Source organism: Enterobacter sp. Bisph1 (genome assembly GCF_000814905.1).
GTDB lineage: Bacteria > Pseudomonadota > Gammaproteobacteria > Enterobacterales > Enterobacteriaceae > Kosakonia.
Genome location: NZ_JXAG01000040.1, coordinates 90603 through 109996, shown reverse-complemented (window position 1 = coordinate 109996; position 19394 = coordinate 90603). Strand labels below are relative to the sequence as shown.

At 56.9% G+C, this 19394-nt stretch carries 20 protein-coding genes; 11 read left to right on the top strand and 9 right to left on the bottom strand.

All coding sequences use genetic code 11. The features are described from left to right. The coding region (locus RW65_RS22880; protein WP_039057129.1) for a Kae1-like domain-containing protein at positions 1-553 on the top strand (553 nt) is incomplete at its 5' end. Here RW65_RS22880 and norW read toward each other — a convergent pair. Then, the gene (gene norW, locus RW65_RS12765) at positions 534-1667 is read right to left on the bottom strand and encodes an NADH:flavorubredoxin reductase NorW (protein WP_039057128.1); all 1134 of its coding nucleotides are present in this window, start codon (positions 1665-1667) and stop codon (positions 534-536) included. The genes RW65_RS22880 and norW overlap by 20 nt on opposite strands. After that, a complete protein-coding gene (norV, locus tag RW65_RS12760; protein WP_039057127.1) occupies positions 1664-3115 on the bottom strand; it encodes an anaerobic nitric oxide reductase flavorubredoxin in 1452 nt (483 codons plus the stop codon). The genes norW and norV overlap by 4 nt, the downstream gene beginning before the upstream one ends. 183 nt (positions 3116-3298) lie before the next feature. Here norV and norR point away from each other — a divergent pair, with 183 nt between their 5' ends. Further along, on the top strand, positions 3299-4813 hold the full coding sequence (gene norR / locus RW65_RS12755; protein ID WP_039057126.1) for a nitric oxide reductase transcriptional regulator NorR: 1515 nt from the start codon (positions 3299-3301) through the stop codon (positions 4811-4813). On the opposite strand, the gene gutQ is transcribed toward norR, so the two are convergent. The 7 genes from gutQ to srlA form a co-directional block, all read right to left on the bottom strand. Next, on the bottom strand, positions 4810-5775 hold the full coding sequence (gene gutQ, locus RW65_RS12750; RefSeq protein WP_039057125.1) for an arabinose-5-phosphate isomerase GutQ: 966 nt from the start codon (positions 5773-5775) through the stop codon (positions 4810-4812). The genes norR and gutQ overlap by 4 nt on opposite strands. Then, the gene (srlR, locus tag RW65_RS12745; RefSeq protein WP_039057124.1) at positions 5768-6541 is read right to left on the bottom strand and encodes a glucitol operon DNA-binding transcriptional repressor SrlR; all 774 of its coding nucleotides are present in this window, start codon (positions 6539-6541) and stop codon (positions 5768-5770) included. Before srlR ends, gutQ begins: the two co-directional genes overlap by 8 nt. A 67-nt stretch (positions 6542-6608) precedes the next feature. After that, entirely contained in the window at positions 6609-6968 is a 360-nt protein-coding gene (gutM, locus tag RW65_RS12740; RefSeq protein WP_039057123.1) for a transcriptional regulator GutM, read from the bottom strand. A 45-nt stretch (positions 6969-7013) separates the two neighbouring features. Further along, positions 7014-7793, bottom strand: coding sequence for a sorbitol-6-phosphate dehydrogenase (gene srlD / locus RW65_RS12735; protein ID WP_039057122.1), 780 nt, complete (start codon positions 7791-7793; stop codon positions 7014-7016). Between the two features lie 18 nt (positions 7794-7811). Beyond that, complete coding sequence (srlB, locus tag RW65_RS12730; protein WP_039057121.1) at positions 7812-8174, bottom strand: PTS glucitol/sorbitol transporter subunit IIA; 363 nt, start codon at positions 8172-8174, stop codon at positions 7812-7814. 10 nt (positions 8175-8184) lie between these two features. Next, a complete protein-coding gene (srlE, locus tag RW65_RS12725; RefSeq protein ID WP_039057118.1) occupies positions 8185-9162 on the bottom strand; it encodes a PTS glucitol/sorbitol transporter subunit IIB in 978 nt (325 codons plus the stop codon). Further along, the gene (gene srlA / locus RW65_RS12720; protein WP_039057117.1) at positions 9159-9719 is read right to left on the bottom strand and encodes a PTS glucitol/sorbitol transporter subunit IIC; all 561 of its coding nucleotides are present in this window, start codon (positions 9717-9719) and stop codon (positions 9159-9161) included. Before srlA ends, srlE begins: the two co-directional genes overlap by 4 nt. 272 nt (positions 9720-9991) lie before the next feature. Here srlA and mltB point away from each other — a divergent pair, with 272 nt between their 5' ends. The 9 genes from mltB (at position 9992) to csrA (ending at position 19262) form a co-directional block, all read left to right on the top strand. After that, a complete protein-coding gene (gene mltB, locus RW65_RS12715; RefSeq protein WP_039057116.1) occupies positions 9992-11074 on the top strand; it encodes a lytic murein transglycosylase B in 1083 nt (360 codons plus the stop codon). 227 nt (positions 11075-11301) lie between these two features. Next, the gene (locus RW65_RS12710) at positions 11302-11967 is read left to right on the top strand and encodes a metal ABC transporter ATP-binding protein (RefSeq protein ID WP_039057115.1); all 666 of its coding nucleotides are present in this window, start codon (positions 11302-11304) and stop codon (positions 11965-11967) included. Then, on the top strand, positions 11964-12827 hold the full coding sequence (locus RW65_RS12705; RefSeq protein WP_039057114.1) for a metal ABC transporter permease: 864 nt from the start codon (positions 11964-11966) through the stop codon (positions 12825-12827). The genes RW65_RS12710 and RW65_RS12705 overlap by 4 nt, the downstream gene beginning before the upstream one ends. Positions 12828-12839: 12 nt before the next feature. Further along, positions 12840-13718, top strand: coding sequence for a metal ABC transporter substrate-binding protein (locus tag RW65_RS12700; protein ID WP_039057112.1), 879 nt, complete (start codon positions 12840-12842; stop codon positions 13716-13718). A gap of 136 nt (positions 13719-13854) precedes the next feature. Then, positions 13855-14352, top strand: coding sequence for a nicotinamide-nucleotide amidase (gene pncC, locus RW65_RS12695; RefSeq protein WP_039057111.1), 498 nt, complete (start codon positions 13855-13857; stop codon positions 14350-14352). A gap of 89 nt (positions 14353-14441) precedes the next feature. After that, the gene (gene recA, locus RW65_RS12690) at positions 14442-15509 is read left to right on the top strand and encodes a recombinase RecA (protein WP_039057110.1); all 1068 of its coding nucleotides are present in this window, start codon (positions 14442-14444) and stop codon (positions 15507-15509) included. Positions 15510-15577: 68 nt separating this feature from the next. Continuing rightward, positions 15578-16078 carry a recombination regulator RecX gene (recX, locus tag RW65_RS12685; RefSeq protein WP_039057109.1) on the top strand — a complete coding sequence of 167 codons (501 nt, stop codon included), beginning with the start codon at positions 15578-15580 and terminating at the stop codon, positions 16076-16078. 129 nt (positions 16079-16207) lie between these two features. Further along, entirely contained in the window at positions 16208-18838 is a 2631-nt protein-coding gene (gene alaS / locus RW65_RS12680) for an alanine--tRNA ligase (RefSeq protein ID WP_039057107.1), read from the top strand. A gap of 238 nt (positions 18839-19076) precedes the next feature. Continuing rightward, positions 19077-19262, top strand: a complete 186-nt coding sequence (csrA, locus tag RW65_RS12675) for a carbon storage regulator CsrA (RefSeq protein WP_007370562.1) — start codon at positions 19077-19079, stop codon at positions 19260-19262. The last annotated feature ends 132 nt before the right edge of the window (positions 19263-19394 follow it).

The window sequence follows — 19394 nt, the reverse complement described above, 5'->3', positions numbered from 1 at the left end:
CCCGGAAACCGCCGTTATCCAGCAGCAGAACTGGCCGCTGCTGGTGCGGGCGATTGAGCGCGGAATCAACGCGCCAAAAGCCTCTTCCTGCGGGCGCTTATTTGACGCCATTGCCTGCGCGCTGGGCTGCGCACCGCTGCATCTGAGCTATGAAGGGGAAGCGGCCTGTCGGCTGGAAGCGCTGGCGGCAACCATTGATGCTGCTGAGCATCCGCTAGTGATGCCCCTCAACGGTAACCTGCTTGATTTGGCGCTGTTCTGGCAAAGCTGGCTTAACTGGCAGGCGACGCCCGCCGAACGGGCGTGGGCCTTTCATGATGCGCTGGCACAAGGGCTGGCAACCCTTGCGCGCCGCGAAGCAACACTGCGCGGGATTAAGACGCTGGTGTTCAGCGGCGGCGTAATGCATAACCGCCTGCTGAAAAAACGCTTACAGCAAAAGCTGACGGGTTTTACCCTGCTGTTTGCCCACCAGCTCCCGGCCGGAGATGGCGGTATCGCCTTCGGCCAGGGGCTGGTGGCAGCGGCGCGGCTTATACCGCCAGCGCTTTAAGCAGGGCAAAAGCCTCTTTCATTTTGTCTTCGCTGACCACGAAGGCGCGCAGTTTATCGTCCGCATCAAGCCCTTTAGCCACCATACCGTCGGCTCCGGCGGTAATGTGCCAGCGCAGATCGCTGCGCCGGGTTTCGCCCGCCAGATGCAGCGGCATCAGCGGCGTTTTCACCTTCACCAGCATCGCCGGTAGCGTCAGCTGCGTGGTAATACCGGTGAGGTTTTTCGCCAGCGTCATGGCGCTCAGTTGGATCGGCTGCAGGAACGGCAGCAGATGGCCGTTGATCTGCGCACAGTCGCCGAGAGCGAAAATATACGGGTTGCTGGTTTGCAGCGTGCCGTCAACGACGATCCCGCGTTCAACCTCCAGCCCGGCGCTTTGTGCCAGCGCAACCTGTGGCGTAAGCCCCGTTGCCGCGACAACCACATCTGCATCAACAACGCGATCGTCATCCAGCTGCGCACGCACGCCCTGCTGCTGTTCATCAATTCTTTCCAGACGCGTATTCAATAGCAGGCGCACGCCCATCGCCGTCAGGCAGTGTTGCAGGCGGCCGCTCACTTCCGGCGGCATTAACGTTGGCAGAATGCTGGCGGCGTTATCCACTACGGTCACGCGTTTACCCGCGCGGCTAAAATCCATCGCCAGTTCGCAGCCAATCAGCCCGGCACCGACAATAAGCACGCGGCTTGCATCGCGCAGGGTGGCCTCGACGCGCTGATACTCTTGCAGGCTGTTGAGGGTCAGCATCTTTTCGTGCCCCGGTAAGGGCGGTACGAAAGCTTTTGCCCCGGTCGCCAGCACCAGCTTATCGTACGACCACTGCCGATCGGCGCTTTTCACCACCCGCGCTTCGGCGTCGATAGCGGTGACGCAGGTGTGCGGGAACAGGCGCAGGTTATATTGCTCGGCAAACTCGCCCGCTGACTGACGAATCAGTTCTTCCGCGCGCTGCCCCTGGCTTATCACATGGCTTAAGTCGGGCTTGTTGTACTCCTCCATGCCATCGGCGGCAATCAGCGTCAGTGGTACGGCGCTGTCGAGCTTGCGAATATTTTTTACCAGCGTCCGGGCGGCAAAGCCCGAACCGATAATGACAATACCTGCGCTCATTTTGCCTCCGTTGCCAGTTCGTCAAACACCTCTTTGCCTAATGAACATTCCGGGCACAGGAAGTTATCCGGCACGTCGCTCCACGGCGTACCCGGTGCGACGTCCTGCATCGGTTCACCTTTCGCCGGGTCATAGATCCACTGGCAGACGCTGCACTGCATGCTTGGGCCTAAATCTGCGGCGGCCGCGGCGGCACAGGCGCAGGCCTGCTGCGGGCTGGTCGGCGCTGTACTTTGCGTTTCTGGCAGCGGTGACAGCGCCCACTGGCGGGCAATCTCGCGTCCGTGCTGGCGGCAAATTTCCAGCGCGTCCATATCCGGGCGCCATTTCGCTTTCAGGCTCATGGACATTTCAAAACCGGCGTCCTGCAAACGGGTGGAGAGACGATCCACCGCGCCGCCGCTCCAGCCGTGGGAGCCAAAGGCGCTGGCGCGTTTATTGCGAAAACGCAGCCCGGTAATTTCTTCCACCAGCCCGGCGATTTTCGGCATCATCACGTTATTCATCGTTGATGTTCCAACCAGTACGCCTTTTGAACGAAAAACGTTGGTCAGAATGTCGTTTTTATCGCTGCGTGCGACGTTAAAAATCTTCACCGCCACGCGCGGATCGACTTCGTTAATGCCCTGCGCAATGGCATCGGCCATCATGCGGGTATTATTCGACATGGTGTCGTAGAAAATCGTGATGCGATCTTCCTGATAATCTGCCGCCCATTTCAGATACAGCTCAACGATTTGCGTCGGGTTGTCGCGCCACACCACGCCGTGGGAGGTGGCAATCATATCCACCGGCAGGTTGAAGCCGAGGATCTCAGTGATTTTCGGCGTCACCAGGCGGCTGAACGGCGTAAGGATATTGGCGTAGTAGCGCTGGCACTGCTCAAACAGTTCCGCCTGATCCACTTCGTCGTTAAACAGGCGTTCGTCACAATAGTGCTGACCAAAGGCGTCATTACTGAACAGCACAGCGTCGCCGGTCATGTAAGTCATCATGCTATCGGGCCAGTGCAGCATCGGCGTTTCGACAAAAATAAGCTGCTTGCCGTTGCCGATATCCAGCGAGTCACCGGTTTTCACTACCTTGAAGTTCCACTCCGGATGGTGGTGATGACCGTTAATCGAGTCGATGGCGTTGTTGGTGCAATAGATGGGCGTATTGGGAATGTACGACATCAGCTCCGTCAGCGCGCCAGCGTGATCTTCTTCGGCATGGTTGATAATGATGTAATCGATCATCTCAAGATCGATTTCGCTGCGCAGGTTCTGCACGAACTCACGGCTAAACTTATGATCGACAGTATCGATCAGCACATTTTTGCCTTCGCGGATCAGGTAGCTGTTATAGCTGCTGCCCTTCAGGGTTTTATATTCGGTGCCGTGAAAATCGCGGACTTCCCAGTCACGTTGTCCAACCCAGTGAATGTTGTTTTTTACATGAATAGTCATAGCTGTGGTCCTGTGCAGTAAATTCAAATTGATGAATGACCTGTATCAAGTTGCGTGCCAGGTTTTTATTAGTTTGATTTTTATAGGTTTTGTAATTTTAATGGAAAATAAAATTGTCATAATGACTATGAAAAATGCTGTCAATATGACACTCTGCATTGTCAAAAAGACAGTGAGGTAGCGATGAGTTTTTCCCTGAATGTGCTGGCGACCATCGCCATCGAACTGCAACGCGGTATTGGTCACGCTGACCGTTTCCAGCGTTTGATCGCCACCCTGCGCCAGGTGCTGGCGTGCGACGCTTCGGCGCTGCTGCGCTATGAATCACGGCAATTTATCCCGTTGGCCATCGACGGGCTGGCGCAGGATGTGCTCGGCAGACGCTTTACGCTGGAGGGCCACCCAAGGCTGGAGGCGATTGCCCGCGCCGGGGATGTGGTGCGGTTCCCCGCCGACAGCGATCTGCCGGATCCCTACGACGGTCTGATTCCCGGCCAGGAGAGCCTCAAAGTGCATGCCTGTCTCGGGCTGCCGCTGTTTGCCGGGCAGAATCTGATTGGCGCGCTGACGCTGGACGGTATGTCGCCGGATCAGTTCGATACCTTTAGCGATGAAGAGCTGCGGCTGATTGCCGCGCTGGCGGCGGGTGCGCTGAACAACGCGCTATTGATTGAGCAGCTGGAGAGCCAGAATATGCTGCCCGGCGCGCCAGCGACCTTTGAGCAGGTTGCGCACAGCGAAATGATCGGGCTTTCACCGGGTATTGCGCAGCTGAAAAAAGAGATCGATATCGTCGCCGCCTCCGATCTGAACGTGTTGATCAGCGGGGAAACCGGCACCGGCAAAGAGCTGGTGGCGAAGGCGATTCATGAAGGATCGCCAAGGGCGATCAATCCGCTGGTCTACCTCAACTGTGCCGCGCTGCCGGAAAGTGTGGCGGAGAGTGAGCTGTTCGGTCATGTAAAAGGGGCGTTTACCGGGGCTATCAGCAACCGCAGCGGGAAATTCGAAATGGCGGATAACGGTACGCTGTTTCTTGATGAAATCGGCGAGCTGTCGCTGTCGCTACAGGCAAAATTGCTGCGCGTGCTGCAGTATGGCGATATTCAGCGCGTCGGCGATGATCGCAGCCTGCGTGTCGATGTGCGGGTGCTGGCGGCGACCAACCGCGACCTGCGCGAAGAGGTGCTGGCGGGGCGTTTTCGCGCCGATCTCTACCATCGCTTAAGCGTCTTTCCGCTGTCGGTGCCGCCTCTGCGCGAGCGCGGGGAAGATGTGGTGCTGCTGGCGGGCTATTTCTGCGAGCAGTGCCGCCTGCGCCTTGGGTTGGGAAGAGTGGCGTTAAGCCCCGGCGCGCGGGCGCATTTGCTAAGTTACGGCTGGCCGGGGAACGTGCGCGAACTGGAACACGCTATTCACCGCGCGGTGGTGCTGGCGCGCGGGACACGTAACTCTGACGACGTGGTACTGGAAGCGCGTCATTTCGCCCTTAGCGATGAACCGGTACAGCCATCTGCACCGGTAACGCCAGTGTCGGTCGAGCAAAACCTGCGCGATGCGACGGAGGATTTTCAGCGGGCATTTATCTCGCGCACGCTGCAGGAGCAGGGCGGTAACTGGGCTGCCTGCGCGCGTGCGCTGGAGATGGACGTCGCCAACCTGCACCGGCTGGCGAAGCGTTTAGGGCTGAAGCGTTAAAGAATGCCCGCCTGCCAGAAATCCTGCAGGTTAATTGCGCCAACCAGCAAACCCGCCTCATCCACTACCGGGGCGGCGGCGATTTTACGCTGCATCAAGCGCTCTTTGGCATCTACCGCGCGGCTGCCCGCCTCAAGGGTGATGCCGCCGGGGGTCATCGCCTCGCTCACACAGTCGGTTAATGCGCCGCCCGCCACCAGCCAGCGGCGCAGATCGCCGTCGGTAAACACCCCTTTGACGAGGCGCTGGTCATCGCATACCGCCACCAGGCCTAAACCGGTGCGGCTAAGCTCGAGCATGGCGTCCATCACGCTGGTGGTAATTTGCACCTGCGGGATCTGCTCCTCTTTGCGCATCAAATGATGCACTTTATTAAGCAAGCGCGCGCCAAGTGCGCCTGCCGGGTGGGAGCGGGCAAAATCCTCTTCATCAAACCCGCGTGCCTGCATCACCGCCATCGCCAGCGCGTCGCCCATCATCAGCGTATTGACGGTGCTGGAGGTTGGAGCCAGATGCATCGGGCAGGCTTCCCGCTCCACCGAAATATCCAGTACCGCATCTGCGGCCAGCGCCAGCGGGGAGCGCGGTTTGCCGGTCATCGCCAGCAGCGCGACGGATTTCTCCTCAAGGCGCGGCAGGATCAGATCCAGCTCTTTCGCCGAACCGGAGTAAGAGATAAACAGCATCACGTCGCGGCTCTCGATCATGCCGAGATCGCCGTGCAGCGCTTCAGCCGGATGGACAAAAAAAGCGGGCGTACCGGTGCTGGCAAGTGTTGCGGCAATCTTCTTGCCGATATGACCGGACTTGCCGATGCCGGAGACAATCACTTTTCCTTCGCAGTTGAGGACCTTCTCAGCGGCGCGCACAAACCCTTCGCCCAGGCGCTCCGGCAGGCGGCTGGCTTCCTGTAGCTCCAGCAGCAGAGTCTGCCGTGCGGCATTAATCAGTGACTCACTCATCTTTTTCTCCGGCAATAATTACTTCTACGCCTTTCGCTTCCAGCGCGGCGCGCACGTCGGCGGCAATCCCGGCGTCGGTGATCAGTTTATCCACGCTCTCCAGGCTACAGACCACGTTCGGGCTTTTGCGACCAAACTTGGAGGAGTCTGCCATCAGGATCACTTCTCGGGCGGCGTTACACATCGCTTTGCTGACGGTAAACACTTCGTTAAAGGTGGTCACACCGGCGTTCAGATCGATACCGTCGGTGCCCATAAACAGCTTGTCGAAGCTGAAATGGTCGAAGGCGTTTTCCGCCAGTTGGCCGTGGAAGGAGGCGGATTTTTTACGGAAGGTGCCGCCGGGCATCAGAATGGTCTGCTCGTTATCCAGCTCCGACAGCGCATTAACAATATGCAGACTGTTGGTCATCACGGTGATGTTATTGAAGTGGCTCAGTAGCGGCACCATTTGCAGCACCGTACTGCCAGCATCGAGAATGATAGAGTCGCCATCATGAATAAAGCCGACGGCCGTTTCGGCAATCATTCCCTTCTGTACGGTGTTGATCAGCGTTTTGTGATCGATAGGCGGATCGGCTTCGTCTTTGTTAAGCACCACGCCGCCATAGGTGCGGATCACCGCACCGGCTTGCTCCAGCGCGACTAAATCTTTCCGTATGGTCGTGCCTGTGGTGTCGAAACTGGCGGCCAGCTCTTCAACTGAACATTTTCCCTGCTTTTGCAGATGCTGAAGAATAGCCGCCTGACGCTGACGTGGTTTCATAGGCGCTGATTTCCTGCGTTACGTTGCGAAATGATAATTTCGCAAGCTTTTAGCATTCACAACGAAATTATCCATGTTTCATTTTAAGCGCTAATGATAGAGCATTCTGACAGCCTTGATCATGGGGAAAGATCACATCGGGCTCTAATTCATCTCTTTTTACCCCGATTAAGCGATCAATTTTTGTTGGCCGGGCAAAGACGGTCACGCCGCGCATTAGCAAGGTGTCGATCACCCGATCCTGCTTATCGAAGGCGACGGCCAGCACCACGCGCGGTTTAAAACGCCCGCCGGATCGCCCCACGCCGACGCGCCCGCGCTGGCATAAAATATCGAAGGCTTTGTTAAACTGGCGGATTTGCCAGCCGCCAAGGGCCATCTGGCAAAGCCAGGCGATGGCGGCGACGGTGATAAGGGCTGAAACCATGCTCATCTCCTTTATACGCAGGCCCTCGCAAGGAGGGCCATTAAATCAGAACATCACCTGGCCGCCGGTGACATTAATTGACTGGCCGGTACAGTAGGACGCTTTGGCGCTGGCATAAAACATCAGCACATTTAGCACGTCCTGATAGTCACAGCCGCGTTTTAGCGGCACTTTGTCGATGTAGTGCTGCTCGACTTTATCCGCCGCGATGCCCAGTTTGCTGGCGTACTGCGGGATCAGCGACTGGAACATCGGCGACTTCAACAAGTTGCCCAGCATCAGCGAATGTACGGTAATACCATATTCTGCCAGATCCAGCGCCAGCGACTGGGTTAAGCCCACACCGCCGAACTTCGCCGCGCTGTAGCCGGAGTTGTGCTTGCTGCCGACTTTGCCGGATTTGGAGTTAATCTGGATAATGCGCCCCTGAATGCCGTCGCGGATCATCAGTTTTGCGAATTCCCGTGCGCAGAGGAAATAGCCCACCAGGTTCACCTGTAATGAGCGGTCAAAATCGCCGAGGGCAAAATCGCTGATAAACGCCGCCTTGGCGATCCCGGCGCTGTAGACCAGCAAATCCGCACGACCAAAAATCTCATCCACGCCGCGCGCCAGCGCCAGCACGCTCTGTTCGCTGGTGGCATCCGCGCCAAATCCGTAGGCCATTCCTTCGCCAAACTCGCTGTTGATCTCCTGGGCGATGTTCGCTGCTTTATCACTTTGAATATCCACTACCGCCACGCGGTAGCCTTCTGCGGCAAGCCCACGGCTGAGGAACGCCCCGAGGGTTTGTCCTCCACCAATGACTACGGCAACCTGTTTCATAGACTTCTCCTTAAAGACTTAAGCGACAAATTTTAAAATACAGCCGGTGGCGATACCGTTCGGCACCGGGCCTGCGACATGGACCGTCCCTGGATATTCCGCCTGGGTTTGTCCATCGAAACGCAGGGTGATATGGCCCAGTTCACGCAGGTTTTGCTCCGCGACATCGCCCACGGCGGTAACCGGGTAGCGATGCTCGCCCAGTTCAAACGCGGCACCGGGTAACAGCGCGCCCGAAAGCGCACCGTGGTTATGGATAAAACAGAACTCGGCGACATCCGCAGGCGCACCTTCGCGGAAGGTAATCAGCATGTTGTCGCTCAGCGCATCCGGGGCGCTTTCGCCGATATGGGTAATAGTGGTTTGATAAATAACAGGCATACAACGACCCTTACTGATAAATGAAACCGGAAACAAACCAGGCGATCAGCACCGTCGGCGCACCCGTTAAGAAGCGGCTGACCAGTACCGATGGCACACCGACGCGTACCGTCTCCTGGCGCGCTTCTGCAAGGGAAAGACCTACCGGGATAAAGTCGCACGCCGCCTGCGCGTTAATGGCAAACAGCGCGGGCAGGGCGAGATGCGGCGGGATATTGCCAAGACCGATCTGCACGCCAATCAATACACCAATGACCTGCGCGATCACGGCGCCAGGGCCGAGAAACGGCGACAGCAGCGGAAAAGAGCAGATTAACGCCAGCGTCACTAACCCCAGCGGGTGGCTGGCAAGGGGCGCGAGACCGTGGGCAATCCAGTCGCCGAGGCCAGAAGCCATGATGATGCCGATCAGCGCCGAGACGAAGGCCATAAACGGCAGAATGGTTTTTAGCACCGTATCGATGGTGTCACGCCCGGACTGGAACAGCACCGCCACCGCCGATCCCATGCCCATACCGACTTTCGCCAGCAGGCCATCGCTCTGTTCGGTGATCTTTTTGCTGGTGTCGTAATCCCGGCCGGCAGGTTTTTTGGGCGCTGCGGTTGCCGTTTTTGGTGCCGCTTCGCCGAGCAGGCGAATATTGTCCTCTTTCACGCCGGAGACGTAGATATCTTCCACAATGAACTGCGCCAGCGGACCGGATTTCCCCGTCGCGTGGATATTCACCGTCGGGATGCGGCGTTTGGGATAGATACCGCAGCGCAGCGTGCCGCCGCAATCAATGACCGCGACGCCGATCTCCTCTTGTGGCGGTTCGCCCTCTTTAAAACCGTCCACCGCCTGCCAGCCGGTAAGCTGCGCCAGTTTGTCGACGATGGCCGGGCGGGTTCCGGCGGTGATATAGACAATTTTCTTCTGGTGGCTAGCGTCAATCTCCAGCGGGCCGCCCCAGCCGCCGGCACCTTTTTCAATCACTATGCGCGTCATGATGTTGCTCCGGCGAGACGAACCTGTTGCTCAAGCTGAATGCCCATTTTCTTTTCGAAAATCGACGTGGTGAGATCCGTTACCCAGCCGCGGAAGAAGTTGGTTACCAGACCCACCAGCAGATAGCTCACCGCCAGCGGGCCGAGGGGTAAACCGAGGGTGGTCAAACCGCTGGCAATGCCCAGATAGACAAACAGTTCACCCGGGTTGATATGGGGAAACAGGCCGTTCATCGAGTGGCAGCTATATGACGCGGCGGCGTAATAGCTCGGTTTGTACTTCTCTGGCATAAAGCGCCCGAGACTCAGCGTCATCGGGTTGCAAAAGACAAAGGTGCCGACACAGGGCAACAGCAAATAGCGGGCGACCGGGTTACCGGCGCAGCGCTGGGCAAATGTTTCGATACGGTGTTGGCCAATAAAATTAATCAGCGCATTCATGATAACCAGCAGGCTTATCAGCAGCGGCAAAATACCGGTCACCATGCCGGTGAACACTTCGCCGCCTTTCTGAAACAGCCCGATGAACCATTCGGCACCATGGGTAATGGTTTCCATTGTTCTCTCCTGTAGGGTTCTCGTTTTGTTGTCTAACCGTGCAATATAATAATCACTTTGAAAGTTTAAGATGTGTTATTAAGATCTCATTATGAAAGTAAAAGCGATCATTGTGAAAGTTTTTGCGAGGTGGCACGGAGTAAAATGAACGTGGACTGAAAGAGGGCAGGTGAAGTGAGATTGCGCTCGCAGGCGTTATGACGCTTCCTTGTAGGGAGCCAGATGCTTTACCATACTTGCCCCTGGCTGAATTCGTTTAAAGTGGATGTCCCATGTCAAAGCGTTGTTACGCAGCATTACTGCCTGCGTTTGTTTTGCTTACTGCCTGTAGTAGTAAACCTCGTCCTGCTGAAACCCCGCAAACCGTGTCGCCCACACCGACCGGTGGGTTTTTGCTCCAGCCGCAGCATAACGTTCTGATGACCGGCGGCGACTTTGCCAATAACCCGGCGGCAGAAGAGTTCATCAATATGATGGTCAGCAAGCACGGCTTCGACCGACAGCAGCTGCATGAAATCCTTTCGCAGGCGAAACGCCTCGATTACGTGCTGCGTCTGATGGAGAAACAAGCCCCGACCAGCGCAGGTCCGAGCGGGCCGAACGGCGCCTGGCTGCGCTATCGTAAGCAGTTTATTACGCCGGATAACGTACAAAACGGCGTCGCCTTCTGGAACCAGTATCAGGACGCGCTGGACCGCGCCTGGATGGTCTACGGCGTATCTCCGGAAATTATCGTCGGCATTATTGGCGTGGAAACCCGCTGGGGCCGCGTAATGGGGAAAACGCGCATTCTTGATGGGCTGGCGACGCTGGCCTTTGACTATCCGCGTCGTGCTAAATATTTCGCCAGCGAGCTGGAAACGTTCCTGCTGATGGCGCGCGATGAGAGCGATGACCCGCTGGAGCTGAAAGGCTCTTTCGCCGGGGCGATGGGCTACGGCCAGTTTATGCCCTCTTCCTACAAACAGTTTGCCGTCGATTTCAACGGCGATGGTCATATCAACCTGTGGGATCCCGTCGACGCCATCGGCAGCGTGGCGAACTACTTCAAACAGCACGGCTGGGTGAAGGGCGATCTGGTGGCGGTACCGGCCAACGGACAGGCACCGGGGCTTGAGAATGGCTTTAAGACCAACTACAGCGTCGGGCAACTGGCGGCGGCAGGGTTAACGCCGCAGCAGCCGTTGGGCGATCATCAACAGGCCAGCCTGCTGCGTCTCGATGTCGGTACCGGCTATGAATACTGGTACGGTTTGCCAAACTTCTTCACCATTACCCGCTATAACCACAGCACCCATTACGCAATGGCGGTCTGGCAGCTTGGCCAGGCGGTTTCACTGGCGCGCGTTCGCTGATCCCGATCCCCTCCCGTCGGAGGGGATACAGAAACATTTCGCCGTACTCCCGTTACGTTTACCGCTTTACTAAATCATTCATGCGAATTATTGTTATGTTATAACATATGAGGTGTATGAATGATTCCCCTAACGCTTTTTTCCCTTTCCGGCATCCTGCGCCTGCTGCTGGCGGCAATGCTATTGGTGGTGCTTTGGCTGCTGACGGTGTGGGCGGTGGCGCTGCCATGATTGAACTTGATCATTTAGTTGCTGGCTATGCCAGTCAGGCGGTCACGCCAGCGCTCTGCGGCACGCTGGAGCGCGGCAGCATGACGGCGATTGTCGGCATGAACGGCTGCGGAAAATCAACGCTGCTAAAAACCCTGGCCGGCTTTTTACCACCCGTCAGCGGCGTGCTGCGCTGGCAACCCACGCGGCCTGTCATCGGCTGGCTGGCGCAGCGCCACGCGCTGGAATCACAGTTTCCGCTGCGGGTACAGGATGTGGTGAGCATGGGCTGCTGGCCGCGTTTTTCCCTGTTTCGCGGGCTGAGCCGCGATGCCCGCCGCCGGGTTGCCGAGGGGCTGGAACGGGTTGGCCTGATGACAATGGCTGACGAAACCATCGATACCCTTTCCGGCGGGCAGTTTCAGCGCATGCTGTTTGCCCGCGTCTGGGTGCAGAACGCACCGCTGGTGATGCTCGACGAACCCTTTACCGGCATCGATGAAGCCACCTCGCAACTCTTGATGGAGCAAATTGTCGATATGCATCGCGCAGGGCAAACCCTTCTTGCGGTGCTACACGATAGCGAGCGGGTGACGCGCTATTTCCCGCAAACCTTGCGGCTGGGTGAAGGCGTTGCGCAGTGGGGCGCTACCGCGCCGACAAAAGAGGTATGCAGAGCATGATCTGGCATCTCTTTTTCCAGCCGTTTATCGAGTTTGGTTTTATGCGCCGCGCGCTGGTGGTGTGCCTGGCGCTGTCGGTGAGCACCACTGCCCTCGGCGTCTTTTTACTGCTGCGCCGCATGAGCCTGATGGGCGATGCGCTCTCCCACGCCATCCTGCCCGGTGTGGCTATTGGCTACCTGCTGAGCGGGATGTCGCTGCTGGCGATGAGCCTGGGCGGCTTTATCGCCGGGATTACCGTCGCGCTGGTGGCCGGTTGGGTCAGCCGTCGGACCCCGCTAAAAGAGGACGCCAGCTTTGCCGGGTTTTATCTGGGCTCGCTGGCGCTGGGCGTGACGCTGGTCTCCCTGCGCGGCTCCAGCGTCGATCTGCTACATCTGCTGTTTGGTTCGATTCTGGCTGTCGATAGCGATGCGGCGCTGTTTGTCGCGGGCGTTGCCAGTCTGACGCTTATGGTGCTGGCGTTTTGCTATCGCGGCCTTGTCAGTGAAGCCTTTGACAGCGACTTTTTGCAGGTGAACGCGCCCCGCGCGCCGGGGCTGTTGCACGGGCTGTTTCTTGCGCTGCTGGTGCTCAATCTGGTGGCCGGATTCCAGGTGCTCGGTACCTTAATGGCGGTGGGTGTGATGATGCTGCCCGCCGTGGCGGCGCGCTGCTGGGTGCAAACCTTACCGGGATTATTAGTGCTGGCGGCAGGCATTGGCGCGCTCTGCGCCTGGCTCGGTCTGAGCCTGTCGTGGATGGCGGGATTACCCGCCGGACCGGCGATTGTGCTCACCGCCAGCGCAGGCTTCTTTTTTTCCATTTTATTTGGCAAGCGCAGCGGGCTGGCACACAGCCTGCGCACACTTTTAACGTAGCAAGGGGAAATAATGAAACGGACAGGACTTATTCTGGCGCTGGCGCTCGGCCTGGCAGCGCAGGGCGCAATGGCTAAAACCATTAATGTAGTCGCCAGCTTTTCGATCCTTGGTGATATGACGCAGCAGATAGGCGGCGATCATGTCCATGTGACCACGCTGGTGGGGCCGGATGGCGATCCCCACACCTTTGAGCCTTCGGCAAAAGACAGCGCGCTGTTAAATAATGCCGATGTGGTGGTGGTAAACGGGCTGGGGCTGGAGGGCTGGCTGGACAGGCTGGTAAAAGCCTCCGGCTTTAAAGGCCAGCTGGTTGTGGCATCGACCGGCGTGTCGACCCATAGTCTGGAAGAAGATGGCGCAACGGTGACCGATCCCCACGCCTGGAACAGTGCTGCTAATGGCGCGCTGTATGCGAAAAACATTCTCGCCGGGCTGGTAAAAGCCGATCCGGCCGACGAAGCGGCGCTAAACGCCTCCGGGCAGCGCTATATCGGGCAGCTCGAACAATTGGATAGCTGGGCGAAATCACGCTTTAGCGCGGTGCCACAAGCAAAACGTAAAGTGCTCACCAGCCATGACGCCTTCGGTTACTTTGGCCGCGCCTATGGCGTCGATTTTATCGCGCCGCAGGGATACTCCTCGGAGAGTGAAGCCAGTGCCGCGCAGGTGGCGGCAATCATTAAGCAGATTAAAGCCGACGGCGTAAAAGTGTGGTTTATGGAAAATCAGCTCGATCCGCGGCTGGTGAAACAGATCGCCAGCGCCACCGGGGCGCAGCCGGGCGGTGAGCTCTATCCGGAAGCGCTGAGCGCGAAAGGCGGCGTGGCGGACACCTATCTGAAAGCCTTTCGCCATAACGTTGAGACTATCTTTAACAGTATGAAGTAACAGGCAATAAACCTCTCAGGTCAGCCTCGGCTGGCCTTTTTTTACATACCTCCTCGTAAATTCATCATCCCGTCTCCATATTTATGCGGAAAGTGGTATCTTTTCCGCCACGGTTTTTTGACGCACGGGAGCCATCATGACGGATAACGAATTAATGCAGCTGAGCGAACGCATTGGGCTGGCGCTCAAGGCGCGCGGTGCGACGCTGACCACGGCGGAGTCCTGTACCGGCGGGTGGGTGGCGAAGGCTATCACCGATATTGCCGGCAGTTCCGCCTGGTTTGAACGCGGGTTTGTTACCTACAGTAATGAAGCGAAAGCGCAGATGATTGGCGTGCAGCCTGCTACCCTTGATGCGCACGGCGCAGTGAGCGAGCAGGTGGTCGTAGAGATGGCGATCGGGGCGCTGAAAGCGGCGCGCGCGGATTATGCTATTTCCATTAGCGGCATCGCCGGGCCGGATGGCGGCAGTGAAGAGAAGCCCGTTGGCACCGTCTGGTTTGCTATCTGTAGCGTCAACGGGGAAGGGATCACGCGGCGCGAGTGCTTCTCGGGCGACCGCGAAGCGGTACGCAGACAGGCAACGGCTTACGCCCTGCAAACCCTTTGGCAACATTTTCTACAAAACGCTTGATACTGTATGAGCATACAGTATAATTGCGACAACAGAACAGTTATTCACCGCGGAGCGTAATGCGCTTCACTCTGCATGAAGGAGTAATCATGGCTATCGACGAAAACAAACAAAAGGCGCTTGCAGCCGCACTGGGTCAGATCGAAAAGCAATTCGGTAAAGGCTCCATCATGCGTCTGGGTGAAGACCGTTCCATGGACGTGGAAACCATCTCTACCGGTTCCCTCTCGCTGGATATCGCGCTGGGCGCTGGCGGCTTGCCGATGGGGCGCATCGTCGAAATTTACGGACCTGAATCTTCAGGTAAAACCACGCTGACCCTGCAGGTGATCGCCGCTGCGCAGCGTGAAGGCAAAACCTGTGCGTTTATCGATGCGGAACACGCGCTGGATCCGGTTTACGCACGCAAGCTGGGCGTTGATATCGACAACCTGCTCTGCTCTCAGCCGGATACCGGTGAGCAGGCGCTGGAAATCTGTGACGCGCTGGCGCGCTCCGGTGCGGTTGACGTGCTGGTGGTCGACTCCGTTGCGGCGCTGACGCCAAAAGCGGAAATCGAAGGCGAAATCGGCGACTCTCATATGGGCCTCGCGGCGCGTATGATGAGCCAGGCGATGCGTAAACTGGCGGGTAACCTGAAGCAGTCCAACACGCTGCTGATCTTTATCAACCAGATCCGTATGAAAATTGGTGTGATGTTCGGTAACCCGGAAACCACCACCGGCGGTAACGCGCTGAAATTCTACGCCTCCGTGCGTCTGGATATCCGCCGTATCGGCGCGGTGAAAGAGGGCGACAACGTTGTCGGCAGCGAAACCCGCGTGAAAGTGGTGAAAAACAAAATCGCAGCGCCGTTCAAACAGGCTGAATTCCAGATCCTCTACGGCGAAGGCATTAACTTCTACGGCGAGCTGGTCGATCTGGGCGTGAAAGAGAAGCTGATTGAAAAAGCGGGTGCCTGGTATAGCTACAACGGCGACAAAATCGGTCAGGGTAAAGCGAACGCAACCACCTGGCTGAAAGAGAACCCGGCGGCGGCGAAAGAGATCGAGAAAAAGCTGCGTGAAATCCTGCTCAGCAACCAGAACGCGACGACGGCTGAAACCTCAGTGGACAGCGGTAGCGAAGACGCTGAAGAAACCAACGAAGATTTCTGATAGTTTGAAGCGTAAATCAAGGGCTGCTGATGCAGCCCTTTTGCATTTTACGATCCGAGGATTACGTCATGTCAGATAACCCTTCCCGCCGCTCCGCCGTTGCCCGCCTGCGCGACCGGGCGATGCGCATCCTCGGCATGCGCGACCACAGTGAAAAAGAGTTTCGCCGCAAACTCACCGCGCCGGTGATGACTAAAAATGGCCCGGAAGCGCTGGATATCACGCCGGAAGAAGTAGAAGAAGTGGTCGCGTGGTGCATAGAGCATAACTTTCTCGACGACACGCGCTTTGTCGGCCACTTTATCGCCAGCCGTGCGCGTAAAGGCTATGGCCCGGCGCGCATTCGTCAGGAGTTGAATCAAAAAGGCATTGCACGGGAAGCCTGTGAAAACGCACTACGGGAATGCGATATTGACTGGGTGGCGAACGCCCGCGAGCAGGCGCAGCGCAAGTATGGCGAGCCGCTCCCCGTTGAGTATGCGGCGAAAGTCAAAGTGCAGCGTTTTTTACTCTATCGCGGCTTTATGCAGGAAGATATTCAGGAAATATGGCGAAATTTTGCCGACTGAGCGCATACGGGATTTTACTTCGTAGTAAAGAAAACTTATCTTATTCCCACTTTTTCCAGTAGCTGGCGCGTTGGGCATGTATGTTGACGGCCGGTTACCACATTTCGTTAGCTTGATTTCAGGATAATTATGAGCAAGAGCACCGCTGAGATCCGTCAGGCGTTTCTCGATTTTTTCCATAGTAAAGGACATCAGGTAGTTGCCAGCAGCTCCCTGGTGCCGAATAACGACCCAACTCTGCTGTTTACCAACGCCGGGATGAACCAGTTCAAGGATGTTTTCCTTGGGCTCGACAAGCGTAATTATTCCCGCGCGACCACAGCACAGCGTTGCGTTCGTGCCGGTGGTAAACACAACGACCTGGAAAACGTCGGTTACACCGCACGCCATCACACCTTCTTTGAAATGCTGGGCAACTTTAGCTTCGGCGACTATTTCAAACATGATGCCATCCAGTACGCATGGGAACTGCTGACCGGTGAAAACTGGTTCAACCTGCCGAAAGATCGTCTGTGGGTGACGGTGTACGAAACGGACGACGAAGCGTACGAAATCTGGGAAAAAGAAGTGGGCGTGCCGCGCGAGCGTATTATCCGCATCGGCGACAACAAAGGCGCCGCTTACGCTTCTGATAACTTCTGGCAGATGGGCGATACCGGTCCGTGCGGCCCGTGCACCGAGATTTTCTACGATCATGGCGATCATATCTGGGGTGGCCCTCCGGGTAGCCCGGAAGAGGATGGCGATCGCTATATTGAGATCTGGAACATCGTCTTTATGCAGTTTAACCGCCAGGCCGATGGCACTATGGAACCGCTGCCGAAACCCTCGGTGGATACCGGTATGGGCCTCGAGCGCGTAGCTGCGGTACTGCAGCATGTAAATTCCAACTATGAAATCGACCTGTTCGCGAAGCTGATTCAGGCGGTTGCTAAAGTGACCGGCGCGACGGACCTGGGCAATAAATCACTGCGCGTGATTGCTGACCATATCCGCTCCTGTGCCTTCCTGATTGCCGACGGCGTGATCCCGTCCAATGAGAACCGTGGCTATGTGCTGCGTCGTATCATTCGTCGCGCGATTCGTCATGGCAACATGCTCGGCGCGAAAGAGACCTTCTTCTATAAGCTGGTTGGGCCGCTGATTGAAGTGATGGGCTCTGCGGGTGAAGATCTGCAGCGCCAGCAGGCTCAGGTTGAGCAGGTGCTGAAAACCGAAGAAGAGCAGTTTGCCCGTACGCTGGAGCGTGGTCTGGCGCTGCTCGACGAAGAGCTGGCAAAACTGCAGGGCGATACGCTGGACGGCGAAACCGCCTTCCGTCTGTACGACACTTACGGTTTCCCGGTGGATTTAACCGCCGATGTGTGCCGTGAGCGCAACCTGAAAGTGGACGAAGCAGGCTTCGAAGCCGCGATGGAAGAGCAGCGCCGTCGCGCCCGCGAATCCAGCGGTTTTGGCGCGGATTACAACGCGATGATCCGCGTTGACGGCGCGTCACAATTTAAAGGCTATGACCATCTGGAACTGAACGGCAAAGTGACCGCGCTGTTTGTGGATGGTAAGCCAGTAGATTCAATTGCAGCCGGTCAGGAAGCGGTAGTGGTGCTCGACGAGACGCCGTTCTATGCCGAATCTGGTGGCCAGGTGGGCGATAAAGGCGAACTGAAAGGCAATGGCTTTACCTTTGCCGTGCAGGATACACAGAAATATGGCCAGGCGATTGGTCATCTTGGCAAGCTGAGCAGCGGTTCGCTGAAAGTGGGCGACGGCGTGAAAGCCGAAGTCGATGAAGCGCGTCGCGCGCGCATTCGCCTGAACCACTCCGCAACGCACCTGATGCATGCCGCGTTACGCGAAGTGCTCGGTACGCACGTTGCGCAGAAAGGCTCGCTGGTGAATGACAAAGTGCTGCGCTTTGACTTCTCCCATTTTGAAGCGATGAAACCGACTGAAATCCGTGCGGTAGAAGATCTGGTTAACGCGCAAATTCGCCGTAACCTGCCGATCGAAACCAATATCATGGATCTGGAAGCGGCAAAAACGAAGGGCGCGATGGCGCTGTTCGGTGAGAAGTATGAAGATCGCGTGCGCGTATTGAGCATGGGCGATTTCTCCACCGAACTGTGCGGCGGTACTCACGCCTCGCGTACCGGTGATATCGGCCTGTTCCGCATTGTGTCCGAATCCGGCACCGCGGCGGGCGTGCGCCGTATTGAAGCCGTTACCGGCGAAGGTGCGGTGGCCAGCCTGCATGCGCAAAGCGATCAGCTGCACGATATTGCGCAGTTGCTGAAGGGCGATAGTCAGAATCTGGGTGAGAAAGTGCGTACGGTTATCGAGCGCACCCGCCAGCTGGAAAAAGAGTTGCAGCAGCTTAAGGAGCAGGCGGCAGCGCAGGAGAGCGCAAACCTGTCCGGTAAAGCCATCGATCTTAACGGCGTTAAGCTGCTGGTGAGCGATCTGGCGGGCGTCGAGCCGAAGATGCTGCGTACCATGGTGGACGATCTGAAAAACCAGCTCGGTGCTTCAGTGATTGTTCTTGCCACCGTGGCGGAAGGAAAAGTTTCTCTGATTGCGGGCGTGTCGAAGGATGTCACCGACCGTGTGAAAGCAGGGGAACTGATTGGCATGGTTGCCCAGCAGGTTGGGGGTAAAGGTGGTGGACGTCCGGACATGGCGCAAGCCGGTGGTACCGATGCGGCCGCACTGCCAGCCGCGCTCGCCAGCGTAAAAGACTGGGTCAGCGCCAAACTGTCATAATTACAAAGCGAAAGCAGACGCCATAACCTTGCGGTTATGGCGTTTTTGCCACTACGCTATTGATAACGATAAAGTCAGGTTAAAGTCTTGTAGATCGGCTAAACTAAGGTTTAACAGAATGTAATGCCGTGACTGCTTACACTTAGGTGTTTGTCATCGCTTACTTTTTGGCGTTATATGATGGATAATGCCGGGATACAGAGAGACCCGACTCTTTTAATCTTTCAAGGAGCAAAGAATGCTGATTCTGACTCGTCGAGTTGGTGAAACCCTCATGATTGGGGATGAGGTCACTGTGACTGTATTAGGGGTTAAGGGTAACCAGGTTCGTATCGGCGTTAACGCCCCTAAAGAAGTTTCCGTACACCGTGAAGAGATCTACCAGCGTATCCAGGCTGAAAAATCACAGCAGTCGAACTACTGATGCCATTATCGCGTCTCGCTGTTTCCCGGCGAGACGCAACACTCCTTCGATTTTCTCTGCATTACGTTTCCTTTTTATTTCACTTATCGTTTTTCCCCGGCTGCATACTTTTAGGCGGCTTTGCGCATGCTA

Coding starts and splice junctions, on each gene's coding strand:
- norW (WP_039057128.1), bottom strand. CDS start 1,667: ATGAGCGCAGGTATTGTCATTATCGGTTCGGGCTTTGCCGCCCGGACG.
- norV (WP_039057127.1), bottom strand. CDS start 3,115: ATGACTATTCATGTAAAAAACAACATTCACTGGGTTGGACAACGTGAC.
- norR (WP_039057126.1), top strand. CDS start 3,299: ATGAGTTTTTCCCTGAATGTGCTGGCGACCATCGCCATCGAACTGCAA.
- gutQ (WP_039057125.1), bottom strand. CDS start 5,775: ATGAGTGAGTCACTGATTAATGCCGCACGGCAGACTCTGCTGCTGGAG.
- srlR (WP_039057124.1), bottom strand. CDS start 6,541: ATGAAACCACGTCAGCGTCAGGCGGCTATTCTTCAGCATCTGCAAAAG.
- gutM (WP_039057123.1), bottom strand. CDS start 6,968: ATGGTTTCAGCCCTTATCACCGTCGCCGCCATCGCCTGGCTTTGCCAG.
- srlD (WP_039057122.1), bottom strand. CDS start 7,793: ATGAAACAGGTTGCCGTAGTCATTGGTGGAGGACAAACCCTCGGGGCG.
- srlB (WP_039057121.1), bottom strand. CDS start 8,174: ATGCCTGTTATTTATCAAACCACTATTACCCATATCGGCGAAAGCGCC.
- srlE (WP_039057118.1), bottom strand. CDS start 9,162: ATGACGCGCATAGTGATTGAAAAAGGTGCCGGCGGCTGGGGCGGCCCG.
- srlA (WP_039057117.1), bottom strand. CDS start 9,719: ATGGAAACCATTACCCATGGTGCCGAATGGTTCATCGGGCTGTTTCAG.
- mltB (WP_039057116.1), top strand. CDS start 9,992: ATGTCAAAGCGTTGTTACGCAGCATTACTGCCTGCGTTTGTTTTGCTT.
- RW65_RS12710 (WP_039057115.1), top strand. CDS start 11,302: ATGATTGAACTTGATCATTTAGTTGCTGGCTATGCCAGTCAGGCGGTC.
- RW65_RS12705 (WP_039057114.1), top strand. CDS start 11,964: ATGATCTGGCATCTCTTTTTCCAGCCGTTTATCGAGTTTGGTTTTATG.
- RW65_RS12700 (WP_039057112.1), top strand. CDS start 12,840: ATGAAACGGACAGGACTTATTCTGGCGCTGGCGCTCGGCCTGGCAGCG.
- pncC (WP_039057111.1), top strand. CDS start 13,855: ATGACGGATAACGAATTAATGCAGCTGAGCGAACGCATTGGGCTGGCG.
- recA (WP_039057110.1), top strand. CDS start 14,442: ATGGCTATCGACGAAAACAAACAAAAGGCGCTTGCAGCCGCACTGGGT.
- recX (WP_039057109.1), top strand. CDS start 15,578: ATGTCAGATAACCCTTCCCGCCGCTCCGCCGTTGCCCGCCTGCGCGAC.
- alaS (WP_039057107.1), top strand. CDS start 16,208: ATGAGCAAGAGCACCGCTGAGATCCGTCAGGCGTTTCTCGATTTTTTC.
- csrA (WP_007370562.1), top strand. CDS start 19,077: ATGCTGATTCTGACTCGTCGAGTTGGTGAAACCCTCATGATTGGGGAT.